Consider the following 14,481-nt stretch of genomic DNA (forward strand, 5'->3'; position numbering starts at 1 on the left):
GCCAGCGTCCTGATCGTCGATGACGAGCGCGACATCCGCGACCTGCTGGTACTCACCCTCGGCCGCATGGACCTGCACTGCGACACCGCCTCGTCGCTGCGCGAGGCGCGCACCCTGCTCAAGCGCGCCCAGTACGCCCTGTGCCTGACCGACATGCGCCTGCCCGACGGCTCCGGGATCGAGCTGGTGCAGGAAATCGCCCAGCTCTACCCCTACACCCCAGTGGCGATGATCACCGCGTTCGGCAACCAGGAGGCCGCGGTGGAGGCGCTGAAGGCCGGCGCCTTCGACTTCGTCAGCAAACCGGTGGACCTGGCAGTGCTGCGCGGGCTGGTGCAGCACGCCCTGAACCTGGCGCCGCCGCGCCCGGGCGGCAGCGAGGCGGGCCGCCCGGCCAGCGGCGTGGCCGCGCGCCTGCTCGGCCAGTCCGCCGCCATGCAGGCGCTGCGCGCGACCCTGGCCAAGGTCGCGCGCAGCCAGGCCCCGGTGTACATCGCCGGCGAATCCGGCAGCGGCAAGGAACTGGTGGCACGCACCATCCACGCCGAGGGCGCGCGCGCGGCCGGCCCGTTCGTGCCGGTCAACTGCGGCGCGATTCCGGCCGAGCTGATGGAAAGCGAATTCTTCGGCCACAAGAAGGGCAGCTTCACCGGCGCCCACGCCGACAAGACCGGCCTGTTCCAGGCCGCGCAGGGCGGCACATTGTTCCTGGACGAGATCGCCGAGCTGCCGATGGCCATGCAGGTCAAGCTGCTGCGCGCCATCCAGGAGAAATCCGTGCGCCCGGTCGGCGCCAATGCCGAGGTGCCGGTGGACGTGCGCATCCTCTCGGCCACCCACAAGAACCTCGCGGCGCTGGTGGAAGAGGGCAGGTTCCGCCACGACCTGTACTACCGCATCAACGTGATCGAGCTGCGGGTACCGCCGCTGCGCGAGCGCCGCGAAGACCTGCCGGCGCTGATCGACGCCATCCTGACCCGGCTGGCCACCGCCCAGGGCCGGCCGCGGCCGCCGCTGCACCCCGACGCGATGGAAGCGCTGGCGCACTATACCTTCCCCGGCAATGTGCGCGAGCTGGAGAACATCCTGGAGCGCGCGTTCGCCCTGGCCGACGACGACGGCATCCGCGCGGCCGACCTGCACCTGCCCGAGAACCGCCCGGTACCCCCGCTGCCAGCGCAGGCCAGCGCTGCCGCCGCCACCCTCGACCCCAGCAAGATCGACCCGCGCGAATCCGCCGCCAGCGCCCTGCCCAGCTTCATCGAGGAAATCGAGCGCAAGGCCATCGAGCAGGCGTTGCAGGACAACCGCTACAACAAGACCAAGACCGCCGCGCAATTGGGCATCACCTTCCGCGCCCTGCGCTACAAACTCAAGAAGCTGGGCATCGATTGATCGTTAGGGAACCTCTGATCAACTCAGAGGTTCCCGCCGGCCATGGAGGGCCGGCCACGCATCAATCACGCAAGTGATGGATGCGTGTGAGCCGAGTCCGGGCCTGTACCGGACTCGGCGTGGGCTGACAACGCCTGGATGGCGTTGTTCAGACCTTCCTTAGCGGGGGTCCCAGCCGATCCCGGAATGCCGACATTCACGCACCCGGCGTCTCACGTTTCGTGACGCTTCCGGCCGCATCGGCAGGAACTGACGCATCACGTCAACAACTGACACAGAGTGTCGTAAACTTCACCCGCGCCCGCCCTGCGATTGCGTGACGGAGGTCGCAAATGCAGGCGCGCCGCGGGATTGACCGCTTTTGGCACGATTCCTGCGTTATAAACACCGCACGTGTCGCCACCCGTGTCGGGACCGGTACCGGCGGGCAACGCAGCACGTGAACCACCCAACCACACCCTAGGGGATACACCATGAACAAGCAGCAAGGCTTCACCCTGATCGAACTGATGATCGTGGTCGCGATCATCGCCATCCTGGCCGCCATCGCGCTGCCGGCCTACAACAACTACCGCATCCGCAGCGCCGAAGGCGCCTGCCAGGCCGAGGCCAAGGCCTACATGAACTCGGCCGTGGCGGCGGTCGTGTCGCAGTTCTCCAGCATCCCGTTGCCGCAGGCCAAGGCCTGCACCAGCCCGACCACCGCCCTCACCTCGGCTCAAGTCACCAGCAGCGCCGCCATCACCTTCGCGCCCAAGAGCCCGGGCGTGGCGTCGACCATCTGCTACGCCGATTCGGCCACCTGCTCGATGACCCCGTCGGTCTGAGCGCAGCGCAACGCCGCAACGGGAACCCCGCCTTTCGGCGGGGTTTCTTTGCTTCCTCAGCTTGTTTGCTTCCTCAGCTTGCCCAAGCATGGCCCGATATTTGCTTTGAAACCGTCGCCAGACCACCAGGGGTGACCTATGCGCCGCGCAGCCGCCGGTTTCACGCTGATCGAACTGATGATCGTGGTCGCGATCATCGCCATCCTGGCCGCCATCGCGCTGCCGGCCTACAACAACTACCGCATCCGCGCCGCCGAGGGTGCCTGCAATGCCGAAGCCAAGGCCTATATGAACCAGGCGGTGGCGGCGGTGATCGGGCAGTACTCCGGCTTCCCGGCGCCGGCCAACAAGGCCTGCGCCTCGATGACCGGCACCATCGACTCGGCTGCCGTCTCCAGTGGCGCCACCATCACCTTCGCGCCACGCGCGCCGGGCAGCGCCTCGACCTACTGCAAGGCCGACACCACCAACTGCTCGCTGACACCGTCGGTGTGAAGCCCGCGCGCTCCCGCACCCGCAGCCCCAGGCGCGCCTCGCCCGCCCTGATGGCTGGCATACTGCACCGATGACTCTGTTCCGCCGCCTGCTGGCCTCCGATCTGCCGCGCTATTTCCTCGCCTCGCTGATCGCCCTGGCGGCGGATACCGCGATCTTCTCGGCAAGCCTTCGCCTGCTGCACCTGCCGCTGGCGCTGGCCGCGACCGCCGGCTTCACGCTGGGCGCATTCGTCGCCTATCTGCTGAGCATCCACTGGGTGTTCCGCCAGCGCACCCTTGCGCGCGCGCCGATGCTGGAGTTTCTGACCTTCGCCGCGATCGGTATCCTTGGCCTCGGCGTGACCCAGCTGGTGCTGTGGATCGGCGTCACCCGGCTGCACCTGCTGCCGGAAGCGGTCAAGCTGGCCGCTGCCGGCATCACGTTCGCCTTCAACTACCTGGTGCGCAAGGCCCTGCTGTTTGCCACCGCACGCCGAATCCAGCCCGCCACGGAGAGCCCGGTTTGAACCTGCAAGGAAACGGAAACAGCGAGCACACCAGCGAGCACGCCATCGTCATCATCGGCGCCGGCCCCGCCGGCCTGACCGCCGCCCTGGAACTCCAGGCCGCTGGGATCCACGACATCACGGTACTGGAAGCGGATGCGCAGGTCGGCGGCATCTCGCGCACCGTCGCCCACCACGGCAACCGCATCGACATCGGCGGCCACCGTTTCTTCTCCAAATCCGACTGGGTGATGGACTGGTGGCGCCACCTGCTGCCGGTCGCCACGCCCGCCGACCCCAACCTGGGACGCGAGCTGCGCTATCAGGGCGCCAACGCCGCCGTGCCGGCCGCCGAGGCGCGCGAAAGCGACGAAAACGTGCTGCTGATCCGCAGCCGGCTCTCGCGCATCTACTTCAACAAACGCTTTTTCGACTACCCGCTCAAGCTCAATCCCGACACCCTGCTCAAACTCGGCCCCTGGAAGACCTTCACCTTCGGCCTGAGCTATGTCTGGGCGCGCCTGCATCCGCGCAAGCCGGAAACCTCGCTGGAGGATTTCCTGGTCAACCGCTTCGGCAACAGGCTGTACCGGCAGTTCTTCAAGGAGTACACCGAGAAAGTCTGGGGCGTTCCCTGCAATGAAATCAGCGCCGCCTGGGGTGCGCAGCGCATCAAGAGCCTGTCGGTCACCAAGGCCATCGCACACGCGCTGAAGAAGCTGCTGGGGCTGGGCGACAAGGCCGAACAGACGTCACTGATCGAAAGCTTCCTGTATCCCAAATACGGCCCCGGCCAGATGTGGGAAACCGCCGCCCGCAAGTTCGTCGCCCAGGGCGGCCGCTTGTTGATGCAGTGCCGGGTGGACGGCCTGGACATCCGCGAAGGCCGCGTGCACGGCGTGCGCTATCGCGACGCGCAGGGACAGACGCATGCGCTGGCCTGCACGCACGTGCTGTCCACGATGCCGATCAAGGAACTGGTGCAGGCCGCCGGCGATGCCTTCCCGCCCTCCGCGCGCACGATTGCAAGCCAGCTGTCCTACCGCGACTTCATCACGGTCGGCCTGCTGTACCCGCGCAGCGCCCTGCCACGCCAGCTCGACGACAACTGGATCTATATCCAGGAGCCCGGGGTCAACGTCGGCCGCGTGCAGATCTTCAACAACTGGAGCCCGTACATGGTGGCCGATCCGTCCACCGTGTGGATGGGCCTGGAGTTCTTCTGCAAGGAATCCGATCCGCTCTGGCAGATGGACGATGACGCCCTGAAGGCGCTGGCCCACCGGGAGATGGTGCAGATCGGCCTGATCCGGGCCGAAGCACCCAAGGATTCCCTGGTGCTGCGCGTGCCCAAGGCCTACCCTGGCTACTTCGGCGAAGCCTATGCCCGCTTCGGTGAACTGCAGGCCACGCTGGACGCCATCCCCAACCTGTTCCTGATCGGCCGCAACGGCATGCACCGCTACAACAACCAGGACCACTCCATGCTGACCGCGCGCGAAACCGTCCGCCAGATCGTCAGCGGGACGCTGGACAAGGCGGCGATCTGGGCGATCAACGTGGACGACGAGTACCACGAAGAGAAGTCCTGACATGGCAGCCCCGGCCACACCCGCGATCCGGCAGTCGCGCGGCCTGCTGGCACTGACCGTCGCCCTGGCGGCGCTGGCGCCCGTCGCGCTGTGGCTGGGCCGCCTGCCCGGTCTCGGCACACACGACTACCTGATCTACTACCGGCTGCTGTTCTATAACGATGTCGCCAACGGCCTTGCGATGCTGGCGGCGCTGCTGGCCGCGCTGCTGATCCCGGGCCTGCGCCGTACGGCGACGCGACTCGCCGACGCGCTGTCACGCCATCCGGTCGCGGGCAGCATGCTCGCATTCGTGGGATTGGCGCTGTTCGCGCGCATCGTCTACCAGGGCTTCCCGCTGGCCACGGACGAATACGCACCGGTGCTGCAGGCGCGGATCTTCGCCAACGGGGAATTGGCGATCCGCTACCCGCCGGCGCTACTCGACCGGATCGTGCCGAGGAGCTTCCAAGGCTGGTTCATCCTGGTCAACCCGACGACCGGACAGGCGGCGTCCGCCTATTGGCCGGGGTTGGCCCTGCTGATGACGCCTCTGGCGCTGTTCGGCGGCGAATGGCTGCTCAACCCGCTGTTCGGGGCGCTCGGGCTATGGCTGCTCGGCGATCTGGCCGTGCAGGCCAGCCGCCAGCCGCAGGCCCGCGGCTGGGCGATGCTGGCAGCGCTCGCCAGCCCGCAGTACACGGTCAATGCGCTGTCCTACTATGCGATGCCGGGGCTGCTGACCCTCAACCTGCTGTTCCTATGAGCGGTGCTGCGGCCTAGCCACAAGTCGGCGGCACTGGCCGGCGCCGTGGGCAGCCTGGCGCTGGTGCTGCACAACCCCTTGCCGCACGCGCTGTTCGCGCTTCCGGTCCTGCTGTGGCGACATGGGACCCACAGCGCCGCCGACGTCTGCCCGCGCTCGTGCTCGGCTACCTGCCCCTGCTGCTCGTGTTACTGCTCGGCTGAGCTGCTGGCGACCGACGCCATGGGGCTGCGCCAAGCCCCGACTGGCGCCCAGCACCTGACGCTGATCGGAGCATGGACACGCAAGCTGGCCGGCCTGTTCGTACTGCCGACTCCGGCGCTGCTGACGGTGCGCGCTTATGCACTCTGGAAGACCTTGATCTGGACCGCGCCCGGGCTGGTGCTCCTGGCCTGCGTGCAGCGGCCTGCCTCGGCGATCGAACGGCTGCTGCTGGCGGCGTTCGTCCTGATGTTCGCGTTCTATTTCTTCATCCCGTTCGACCAGGGGCATGGCTGGGGCTACCGCTATCTGCATCCCGCTTGGGGGCTGATCCCAGTGGCGACCGCGGTCGCCGCCACCCGCGCCATGCCCGGCAAGATCGCGCTGCCTGCGCTTGCACTTGCCGCCGGCTTGCTGGCCACCCCCGTCTTCCTGTGGACGACGCGCGCCACGATTTCCGAGGCCATCGCGATGCAGCCACCAGTCTCTGGCGACGCCATGTCCTATGTCTTCGTCGCCGATCGCCCGAACCTGTATACCATGGACCTGGTTCGCAACTACCCCGCCGACCGTGGGTACGTGCTGCGCATGGTCGGCACCGACTTCGCCGCGGATCGCGCGCTGGTGCGCAAGCTGGCCCCGAACGCCAGACTGCTGCACGCAGACGAGCGCGGCGCGACCTGGTCTGCCCCCATCGTGCGCGATTCGCCCTCCCATGCGGACTGACGACAGCCTCGAACTGACCATCCTGATGCCCTGCCTCAACGAGGCGGAGACGCTCGCCACCTGCATCCGCAAGGCACGCGCCTTCCTCGCCCGCGCCGGGGTGGACGGGGAGGTCCTGATCGCGGACAACGGCAGCAGCGACGGCTCGCAGGCGATCGCCGCGGCCGAGGGCGCGCGCGTCGTCGCGGTCGCCGAGCGTGGCTATGGCGCGGCACTGATCGGCGGGATCGCGGCGGCGCGCGGGCGCTACGTGATCATGGGCGATGCCGACGACAGCTACGACTTCTCCCGACTCGACGAGATTTTGGGCAAGCTCCGCGAGGGGCATGAACTGGTGATGGGCAACCGCTTCCGCGGTGGGATCGCCAAAGGCGCGATGCCCTTGCTGCACAAATACCTCGGCAACCCGGTCCTGAGCTTCCTCGGCCGGCTGTTCTACCGCATCCCGGTCGGCGACTTCCACTGCGGGCTGCGCGGCTTCGACAAGGCTGCGATCAGGCGCCTGGACCTGCGTACGCCCGGGATGGAATTCGCCAGCGAGATGATCGTCAAAAGCGGCCTGCACGGCCTGCGGATCGCCGAGGTCCCGGTCACCCTGTCGCCGGACGGGCGCTCGCGCCCGCCACACCTGCGCACCTGGCGCGATGAGCTGGCGGCACCTGAAATTCCTGCTGCTCTACAGCCCGCGCTGGCTGTACCTGCTGCCTGGCAGCATGCTGTTCGCGGCCGGCGGCATCGCCATGGCCCTGATCGCGGCACACCGGGTCGCGCTCGACATCCATACGATGGCCTATGCCGGGGCCGGCATGATCTTGGGATTCCAGATGCTGCTACTGGCTGCCTTCACCAAATTCCTAGGCATGCGCGCCGGCTGGCTGCCCGCCGACGCGGTCCAGGAACGCTGGGCGGCGCGCTTCACCTTGGAGCACGCGCTGATCGCCGGCGGCCTGCTGTTCCTGGCCGGGCTGGGGATGGCGCTGCACGCGTTGCAGCTGTGGGCCGGCGTGGATTACGGTGCTCTCGACCCGCGGGCGACCATGCGCTGGGTCGTGCCCTCGGTCACTGCGATGGCCATGGGCGGGGAACTGGCGCTCGCCGGGTTCTTTTTCGAGGCCCTGCGGCTGATCCCGACCAAACCGCGCTGATGGTACCCCGGCATGCCTTCGTCGTCGCCGCCTACGGGCATTCGCCCCACCTCGAGGACTGCCTGCGTTCGCTGGATGCCCAGACGCCGCGCTCACCGGTCATCATCAGCACCTCCACCCCGTTCGCAGGGCTGGACCAACTCGCCGGACGCCATGGCGCGCGGCTGCAGGTGCACGCCGATCGCGGCGGCATCGGCGCCGACTGGAATGCGGCGCTGACAGCGGCCAGTAGCACGCTCGTCACCATTGTCCATCAGGACGACGTATATCTGCCTGGATTTGCAGCGACTGTCGTGACCGCGCATGCACAGCACCCGGATGCCGCGCTGTCCTTTTGCGGCGCGCGGGAAATCTTCGCCGACGGCCGCCCGCGCTGCGGGCGGCTGAACCAGTGGGTGAAGGCGGCACTGGTCGGGGCCGCGAGCTTGGGCAGCGATCGTATCGGCGGCTCCCTGCGCAAGCGCGTACTGCTCGGTTTCGGCAACCCCATCCTATGCGCCGGGGTCACCTTCAACCGCGGGGTCGCACCGGATTTCCGCTTCCGGTGCGATCTGCGCACCAACATGGACTGGCTGGCCTGGATCGAACTGGCGCGCCAACACCCGCTGCTGCGGATCCGGGAGGAGCTGCTGCTGCGGCGCGTGCATGCCGCGAGCGAAACCCAGCACTGCATCCAGGATGGATCCCGCGAACGCGAGGACCGGTTGGTCTTCGAACAGCTGTGGCCGCGACCCGTCGCCCAGGCCCTGCTGGGGCTGTACCGTTTCAGCTACCCGGCCTACTCGAGATGACGCGGCAAACGCCAGGACCTGCCCGATGGACAGCAATACGCTGCGCTACACCCACTTCGAACGCCTGCCGATCCCGGCGCCGGTGGATCGGCTCGCATACATCGCCGAGCGCTGCCGCGGACGACGTGTGCTCGACCTTGGGTGCCTGGACGAAACCGCGCTGGTCAAGCGCGACACCGAGCACTGGCTGCACGGACGAATCGCCGCCGTGGCCAGCGAGGTGCTCGGGATCGACCTCTCGGAAAGCCTGCCCGGCGATGGCCTGCGCACCGCGAACAATGCGAGGATCATCCGTGCGGATGCGAGCGACCCTACCCCAGCCGCGACCGGTGGATTCTCGCCGGAAGTGATCGTCGCCGGGGAATTCATCGAGCATCTGCCCTGTCCGCTGGCCTTCCTGAGTGCGATCAAGCGCCACTATCCCGGCACATCCCTCATCCTTTCCACCCCGAACGGCTGCAGCCTATCCAACTGCCTGCTCGGTGCCCTACGCCGCGAAGTACAGCACCCAGACCACCTGCATGTCTTCACCTTCAAGACCCTCAACACGCTGTGCATGCGTGCCGGCTTTGCTGACTGGACGATCCTGCCCTACCGATTCTTCGCCACCGAAATGATCCTGCGCAGCCGGGCCCCACTGAAATACGCCGCGATAACCGCCGAAAGAACCCCCCCGCGGGCTGGAGCGGATCGTCCCGGCCCTCGGGTTCGGCTACATCGTCGACATCCACGTCTAGGAGCGTCTGCATGGCACTGGGAGCGATCATCCGCAGGCTGGCCGGCCCCCTCGAGCGGCCGCTATGCGATGCCTATCGCGCCCTGTTCATGGACGTGCGCCGCTGCGCGCAGCAACTGCAGGCCGCAATCCCCGTCGACTGCCACCTGATCGACGTCGGCGGAGGAGACGGTGCCGTGCTCGATGCCATCCTGCGCATGCGGCCGGATGTGACCGCCACCATGCTCGATCTCAAGGATGCGGTCGGCAAGTTTTTGACTCCCGAGATCGCCTCGCGAATCGAAATCCACACGCGCACCAGCATTGATGCCTACTTGACACAGGGCGGGGCACCAGCCGCCTGCATCCTCGTCAGCGATGTTGTCCACCATGTCCCGTCCGAAGCAAGAATGGCATTCCTGCGCGACTGCATCAGGCTTATGCAGCCCGGTGGAACCTTGATCATCAAGGATGTGGCCCCCGGCCACCTGGTCTCGGTGGCGAGCGTGTATGCCGACCGTTACATCACCGGCGATCGCCACGTCCAGCTGATCGCCCCGGTCGATCTGGTCAGGCTGATGCGCGGACTTGGCCTGAACGCCTCAGAAGCGCTGCTCGCGCCGATGGAGCGCCCGAACTATGCATTCGCGTTCCGCGTCGCCGACGCCACGCCGCCACGCGCATGACTCCGCCCACGCCTTTGCCAGAGACTGACCGGTCCTCCGCGGATGGCAACCTGCCGGACATGTCCTCCCGCCCTCACTTGTGCGTGCCAAGGCCCATCTGCAATGCATGTCGCGCGGCAGTCTGATGCGTTTCATTGTGATCGGTGGTTCGTCTGCCGCTCTCTCCATCTCCCTGCTCTACATCGCCGTCGATCTACTCGGGATCCCCTACCTACTGGCCTTTGCCGCGATCTTCGTCGGCATCAACACGACGGCCTACCTCGCCTCGCGGCGGATGGTGTTCCCCTCCACCCGGGTCGGACTGCACAGCGGCCTGCTGCGTTATTTCGCAGTGACCAGCATAAGCCTGACAATCAATTCGCTTGCGCTGATCCTGTTGGTCGAAATCACCGGAATCGCTCCGGTGCCAGCAAACATGATCCTGAGCCTGGCCAATGCCCCGCTGAACTATTTTCTGCACAAGCGCGTGACATTCCGGATCCGTCATCCGGGGCAGACCGGGAAGATATGAGGGACCAATGACCGTTGGGATCACGCCGCTCCACGATGCGTGTCGCGTATTGCAAGGCATGCTGCAGGCGGCCCGGCGCCTGCAGCCGTGGAGTTCCACGCGCCTGCGGCATATCTGGATCACCCGTCTGACTGCGCCCTTGCTAGGCAGACGGGAGCAGGGCAGCTACGCGACAGGCGGGGGTGGCGACGGCACCAGGCCGTCCTCAACGTCCGGCCGAGGTGGCGCGCCCGCCCTCTGCTACTCCTGGAGGCGCCTCCGTCGCAGCGCGAACCTCCCCACCTTGCTGCCGAAGCCAAGGATCGCTGCATGACGCCACAGGCACCGCGTCAATGGGCTTCATCGGGCCCGTTGCAGACTGCCGCAGCCGCTGCGATCGGCATCGGCATGCTACTGCTGATCCACCGCTATCCCGGCGTGAATCACGACGGCTCGATCTATTTCGGGCTGACCCTGTTCCGGCTGCGCCCGGACATCTTCGGGCAGGATCTGTTCTTCGCCTTCGGCAGCCAGGGCAGCTACACCCTGCTGCCCTGGCTGCTGGCGCAGTTGACGCCCCATGCCGGACTGCCTGCGCTGTTCATGCTCGGCGCGCTGCTGGGGCTGCTCGCGTTCGCCGCGGCCGCATGGCTATTCCTGCGGCGCCTGCTGCCATTCCCGCAGCGCGCCTGGGCCTGGCTGGCGGTGATCACCCTGCACGGCATGTACGGGGTCATCGTGGTCTTTACCTACGGCGAGCCGTTCCTCACCGGACGTCCGCTGGCGGAAGCCCTCAGCCTGCTGGCACTGGCGCTGCTGGTGGATCGCCGCTGGGGATGGGCGGGGCTCGCGCTCGGCTTGGCCGGTGCACTGCACCCATTGCAGGCGCTCGGCGCCGGCCTGATCGCCTGGTCCTGGCTGGTGCTGCAGGACCGCCGCTGGTTGCACCTGGCCTGGCTGGGGCTGCCGGTGCTGCTGCTCGGCTTCACACCGATCAAACCGTTCGCCGATCTGTACCGGGTGCTGGATCCGGGCTGGTATCGGGATCTTGCCGATTTCACACGGCAGTTGTTCATCACCCACTGGTACCCCACCGACTGGGCGACGCTTGCATTCGACGTGCTGCTGCTGGGCTACGCCGCCTGGCAGTGCCGCGACGCGTTTGGGCGCTGGTGCCTGGCGGCGCTGATCGGGCTGCTGCTGGGCTGCGCGGCCAGCCTGGTGCTGGCGGATCTGTTGCACCTCGCCCTGCCCACCGCACTGCAATTCTGGCGCGTGCAGTGGTTGGCACATCTGCTCGCCAATGCGGCCGTGGGCGTACTGCTATACCGCGACCTGACGCAGCGTGCGGGCAGCCGCGCCTCGGTGCTAGCACTGGCTGTCCTGATGGCCAACAGCGGCTTTCTGTGGACCTGGATTCCGATCCTGGCGATGCACGCCGCCTGGCCGTCGCTTGCACCGCGGATGACGCCGGGGTTCCGCAGGATGCTCGTCGCGCTGGCCTGGCTGACCATGCTCGGCCTGCTGACCTATTACGTGGCCGAAGAGTGGCTGCCGTTCCGGCTGGCGCACTACCGCTTCGACCTGTACGCCATCGACCGCCGCATCCTGGCCTTCCCACTCGTCGGGATGGGGCTGGGCTTGAGCGGACTCTGGCTATGGCAGCACGCCCGGCGCCGTTGGCAGCAGATCGGTATGCTGCTGCTTGCGGTCACCGCCCTGCTGGTCGCCGCCCTGCGCTGGGATGCACGCTCCCCGTCGCCCGCGCGCTGGAGGCGCAGTCCTTCAATCCGGCCCTGTTCGGCACGCCGCTGCCGGAACGGGCGCAGGTGTTCTGGGATCTGCCGATGTATCCGGCCGTATGGGTCGTGCTGCAGCGCGCCGATTACTTCAGCCCCTGGCAGCTGGCAGGCTCGGTATTCAACCGCGGCACGCCCGAGGAGGGCCGCCGCCGCCTCGAACGCATGCGCCCGGTGATCGAGGAAGACATGTACTGTCAGGACCGCTCGGTGCCGGCGCGGGAACGGGCACATTGCCGGATCAGCAATGCGACGCTGTATCAGGCCTGCCGCCCGGGCTCCACTCCTCCGCCCGATTACCTCGTCCTGCCGTATCGGCAGGATCCCCCGGCGCTGGGGCAGTGGCGCATTCCCGACCCAGTCAGTGGCGGCACGGCCGTCACGTTCTGGCTGTATGCCTGTCCGACCATCCTGCAATCGCTGTCTCACGCCACTTCTACCTCCAAGGAGCCGGAGCCGCCCCGATGAACGTGCATGCCGATCGCTCCGTCCTGACTCCCGTGGCGGGGGCCGCGCTCGGGCTGGGCCTGCTGTTCATGATCCAGGCCTACTTCGGGATCGATCACGATTCCGTGCTGTACCTGGGCGAGGCGTTGCGCCTGCGCCTGCCGGACATCCTCGATCACGATCTGTTCTTCGCCCACGGCAGCCAGGGCCGCTATACCGTTTTCCCACACCTGATCGCCGCGTTGCTCGGCGGGGGATTCGACGCCTCGACGCTGTTCATGGCAGGCACCGCCCTCGGCCTGCTCGCCTTCGCGGGCGGCAGCTGGTATGCCCTGCGCGCCCTCCTGCCGGAGGGCCGGCGCTGGCTGCCCTGGCTGGCGCTGCTGTGCCTGCCGACCGCCTATGGTGCCTATCGCATCTTCGGCTACGGCGAGCCTTTCTTCACCCCGCGGGTGTATGCCGAATCGCTGTGCCTGCTGGCGCTGGCGCTGCTGACCCGGCAGCGTCTGTGGTCCGCGGCGGTGTGCCTGCTGGCAGCCGGGCTGCTGCACCGCTGCAGGCGCTCGGCGCAGTGCTCGTGTTCTGGCTGTGGCTGGTGCTGGCGGATCGCCGCTGGCTGCATGCGCTGTGGCTGGTGCCGGTTCCGTTCGCGCTGGGGCTGCTGGGGCTCGCGCCTTTCGATGGGCTGCTGCATGCGCTGGACGGGGCCACCTACAAACTGGCCTATCAGTTCAGCCGGCACCTGTTCGTCGGCGGCTGGCGCGCCGAGGATTTCCAGACCCTGGCATTCGATCTTTTGATACTGCTGCATGTGGCGCGGACACAACCGCCTCCCGCTGCGCCGCTGGAGTCTGGCCGCTGCGATCGCCATGCCGCTGGCATTGGCGACCAGTCATGTCCTCGCGGATCTATTGCGGCTCGCGCTGCCGGCCGGCCTGCAGCTCTGGCGCGCCCACTGGCTGGCACACTGGCTGGCGATGGCCGCCGTCGGCGTGCTGATCCAGCGCGACCTGAGCGCACGCGACACGCCGCGCCTGCTGCTTCTGGCACTGGTCGTGACCCTCGCCTACGGTCGCCCGGGCTGGGCGTGGATCCCGTTCGGGCTGCTCTACGTCTTCTGGCCACACGTCCAGTCCCGCCTGCGCCCCGCCCTCCAGCGGCTGGTCGCTGCCGGGTGCCTGCTGGCCGTGCTCCTGCTCTTCCTGGATTACATCGCAGAAGTCCATGCGGAATTCGTGAAAGCGCATTGGCAGCTGGCCCAGGTGCCTTTCGATCGCGCATTCTTCACGTTCCCAGCCCTGACATTGGGGCTGGCCCTGGCGGCGACGGCGCTATGGCAGCGCGCCGCGCGCGCGGGCCGGCTCATCCTGCTGGCCCTGCTGCTGCCCTTCTGCGCCTACGCCGGACTGCGCTGGGATGCCCGACCTGCCCTGTACAAGGCCCTGGAAGCCCACCCCTTCCAGCCGGATCTATTTGGAGTGCATCTGCCGGAACATGCCCAGGTCTATTGGGAGCGCGCCAGTTCGGTCGCCAACTGGCTGGTCATCAACCGGGCCGATTACCACAGCCCGCAGCAGCTCAGCGGGCTGGTGTTCAGCCCGGGTGCGGCGGCCGATGCGCGCGCCCGCATGGATCGCCTGCGCCCTCTCCGCCAGGACGTGCAGAAATGCCTGGATGCCCCCGCGCTGCCTGCCACACCGAAAGCAAAGGCGCCGTGCCGGATTTCCGATGCCGCCCTGCGCACAGTCTGTGCGCCGGGAACCGCCGCCGCGCCGGCGCCGGATTACCTGATCCTGCCCTATCGCCAGTCGCAGCCCGCGCTGGGGCAGTGGACGGTAACGCTCGGACTGGTGGAAGAGCCTGCCCGCACCTACTACCTGTACGACTGCCGCGACCTGCGCTGATGCCTGCGTGAGACATTGCCCGCCTGGGGCCTGCCC

At 67.5% G+C, this 14,481-nt stretch carries 15 protein-coding genes and 1 pseudogene; all 16 read left to right on the top strand.

Annotated features, from left to right (window positions below; translation table 11 throughout):
- Nucleotides 1–9 precede the first annotated feature (9 nt).
- The 16 genes and pseudogenes from LJB71_RS14050 (at nucleotide 10) to LJB71_RS14125 (ending at nucleotide 14,445) form a co-directional block, all read left to right on the top strand.
- The gene (locus LJB71_RS14050) at nucleotides 10–1,395 is read left to right on the top strand and encodes a sigma-54 dependent transcriptional regulator (protein ID WP_259304831.1); all 1,386 of its coding nucleotides are present in this window, start codon (nucleotides 10–12) and stop codon (nucleotides 1,393–1,395) included.
- Nucleotides 1,396–1,868: 473 nt separating this feature from the next.
- A pseudogene (locus tag LJB71_RS14055) lies at nucleotides 1,869–1,958 on the top strand (prepilin-type N-terminal cleavage/methylation domain-containing protein); the annotation flags it as partial.
- Between the two features lie 402 nt (nucleotides 1,959–2,360).
- Nucleotides 2,361–2,717: a prepilin-type N-terminal cleavage/methylation domain-containing protein gene (locus tag LJB71_RS14620; RefSeq protein WP_310649425.1), complete on the top strand. Its 357-nt coding sequence runs from the start codon at nucleotides 2,361–2,363 to the stop codon at nucleotides 2,715–2,717.
- Between the two features lie 70 nt (nucleotides 2,718–2,787).
- Nucleotides 2,788–3,225, top strand: coding sequence for a GtrA family protein (locus LJB71_RS14065; RefSeq protein ID WP_259304646.1), 438 nt, complete (start codon nucleotides 2,788–2,790; stop codon nucleotides 3,223–3,225).
- The gene (locus tag LJB71_RS14070; protein ID WP_259304647.1) at nucleotides 3,222–4,796 is read left to right on the top strand and encodes an NAD(P)/FAD-dependent oxidoreductase; all 1,575 of its coding nucleotides are present in this window, start codon (nucleotides 3,222–3,224) and stop codon (nucleotides 4,794–4,796) included. The genes LJB71_RS14065 and LJB71_RS14070 overlap by 4 nt, the downstream gene beginning before the upstream one ends.
- A gap of 1 nt (nucleotide 4,797) precedes the next feature.
- Nucleotides 4,798–5,541, top strand: a complete 744-nt coding sequence (locus tag LJB71_RS14075; protein WP_259304648.1) for a hypothetical protein — start codon at nucleotides 4,798–4,800, stop codon at nucleotides 5,539–5,541.
- A 78-nt stretch (nucleotides 5,542–5,619) separates the two neighbouring features.
- Complete coding sequence (locus LJB71_RS14080) at nucleotides 5,620–6,468, top strand: hypothetical protein (protein ID WP_259304649.1); 849 nt, start codon at nucleotides 5,620–5,622, stop codon at nucleotides 6,466–6,468.
- 713 nt (nucleotides 6,469–7,181) lie between these two features.
- Nucleotides 7,182–7,613: a hypothetical protein gene (locus LJB71_RS14085; RefSeq protein ID WP_259304650.1), complete on the top strand. Its 432-nt coding sequence runs from the start codon at nucleotides 7,182–7,184 to the stop codon at nucleotides 7,611–7,613.
- A 170-nt stretch (nucleotides 7,614–7,783) separates the two neighbouring features.
- Complete coding sequence (locus LJB71_RS14090) at nucleotides 7,784–8,404, top strand: hypothetical protein (protein WP_259304651.1); 621 nt, start codon at nucleotides 7,784–7,786, stop codon at nucleotides 8,402–8,404.
- A 25-nt stretch (nucleotides 8,405–8,429) separates the two neighbouring features.
- Nucleotides 8,430–9,290, top strand: a complete 861-nt coding sequence (locus tag LJB71_RS14095; protein WP_259304652.1) for a class I SAM-dependent methyltransferase — start codon at nucleotides 8,430–8,432, stop codon at nucleotides 9,288–9,290.
- Nucleotides 9,230–9,805: a methyltransferase domain-containing protein gene (locus LJB71_RS14100; protein WP_259304653.1), complete on the top strand. Its 576-nt coding sequence runs from the start codon at nucleotides 9,230–9,232 to the stop codon at nucleotides 9,803–9,805. The genes LJB71_RS14095 and LJB71_RS14100 overlap by 61 nt, the downstream gene beginning before the upstream one ends.
- 106 nt (nucleotides 9,806–9,911) lie before the next feature.
- Nucleotides 9,912–10,316: a GtrA family protein gene (locus LJB71_RS14105; RefSeq protein WP_259304654.1), complete on the top strand. Its 405-nt coding sequence runs from the start codon at nucleotides 9,912–9,914 to the stop codon at nucleotides 10,314–10,316.
- Nucleotides 10,317–10,703: 387 nt separating this feature from the next.
- Nucleotides 10,704–12,272, top strand: a complete 1,569-nt coding sequence (locus LJB71_RS14110; RefSeq protein ID WP_259304655.1) for a hypothetical protein — start codon at nucleotides 10,704–10,706, stop codon at nucleotides 12,270–12,272.
- Nucleotides 12,269–12,562, top strand: a complete 294-nt coding sequence (locus tag LJB71_RS14115) for a hypothetical protein (protein ID WP_259304656.1) — start codon at nucleotides 12,269–12,271, stop codon at nucleotides 12,560–12,562. Before LJB71_RS14110 ends, LJB71_RS14115 begins: the two co-directional genes overlap by 4 nt.
- On the top strand, nucleotides 12,559–13,341 hold the full coding sequence (locus LJB71_RS14120; protein ID WP_259304657.1) for a hypothetical protein: 783 nt from the start codon (nucleotides 12,559–12,561) through the stop codon (nucleotides 13,339–13,341). Before LJB71_RS14115 ends, LJB71_RS14120 begins: the two co-directional genes overlap by 4 nt.
- A 69-nt stretch (nucleotides 13,342–13,410) precedes the next feature.
- Complete coding sequence (locus LJB71_RS14125; RefSeq protein WP_259304658.1) at nucleotides 13,411–14,445, top strand: hypothetical protein; 1,035 nt, start codon at nucleotides 13,411–13,413, stop codon at nucleotides 14,443–14,445.
- Nucleotides 14,446–14,481 lie beyond the last annotated feature (36 nt).

The organism is Thermomonas sp. S9, from assembly GCF_024704365.1.
GTDB lineage: Bacteria > Pseudomonadota > Gammaproteobacteria > Xanthomonadales > Xanthomonadaceae > Thermomonas.

Coding starts and splice junctions, on each gene's coding strand:
- LJB71_RS14620 (WP_310649425.1), top strand. CDS start 2,361: ATGCGCCGCGCAGCCGCCGGTTTCACGCTGATCGAACTGATGATCGTG.
- LJB71_RS14065 (WP_259304646.1), top strand. CDS start 2,788: ATGACTCTGTTCCGCCGCCTGCTGGCCTCCGATCTGCCGCGCTATTTC.
- LJB71_RS14075 (WP_259304648.1), top strand. CDS start 4,798: ATGGCAGCCCCGGCCACACCCGCGATCCGGCAGTCGCGCGGCCTGCTG.
- LJB71_RS14085 (WP_259304650.1), top strand. CDS start 7,182: ATGCTGTTCGCGGCCGGCGGCATCGCCATGGCCCTGATCGCGGCACAC.
- LJB71_RS14095 (WP_259304652.1), top strand. CDS start 8,430: ATGGACAGCAATACGCTGCGCTACACCCACTTCGAACGCCTGCCGATC.
- LJB71_RS14100 (WP_259304653.1), top strand. CDS start 9,230: ATGGACGTGCGCCGCTGCGCGCAGCAACTGCAGGCCGCAATCCCCGTC.
- LJB71_RS14105 (WP_259304654.1), top strand. CDS start 9,912: ATGTCGCGCGGCAGTCTGATGCGTTTCATTGTGATCGGTGGTTCGTCT.
- LJB71_RS14110 (WP_259304655.1), top strand. CDS start 10,704: ATGCTACTGCTGATCCACCGCTATCCCGGCGTGAATCACGACGGCTCG.
- LJB71_RS14120 (WP_259304657.1), top strand. CDS start 12,559: ATGAACGTGCATGCCGATCGCTCCGTCCTGACTCCCGTGGCGGGGGCC.
- LJB71_RS14125 (WP_259304658.1), top strand. CDS start 13,411: ATGCCGCTGGCATTGGCGACCAGTCATGTCCTCGCGGATCTATTGCGG.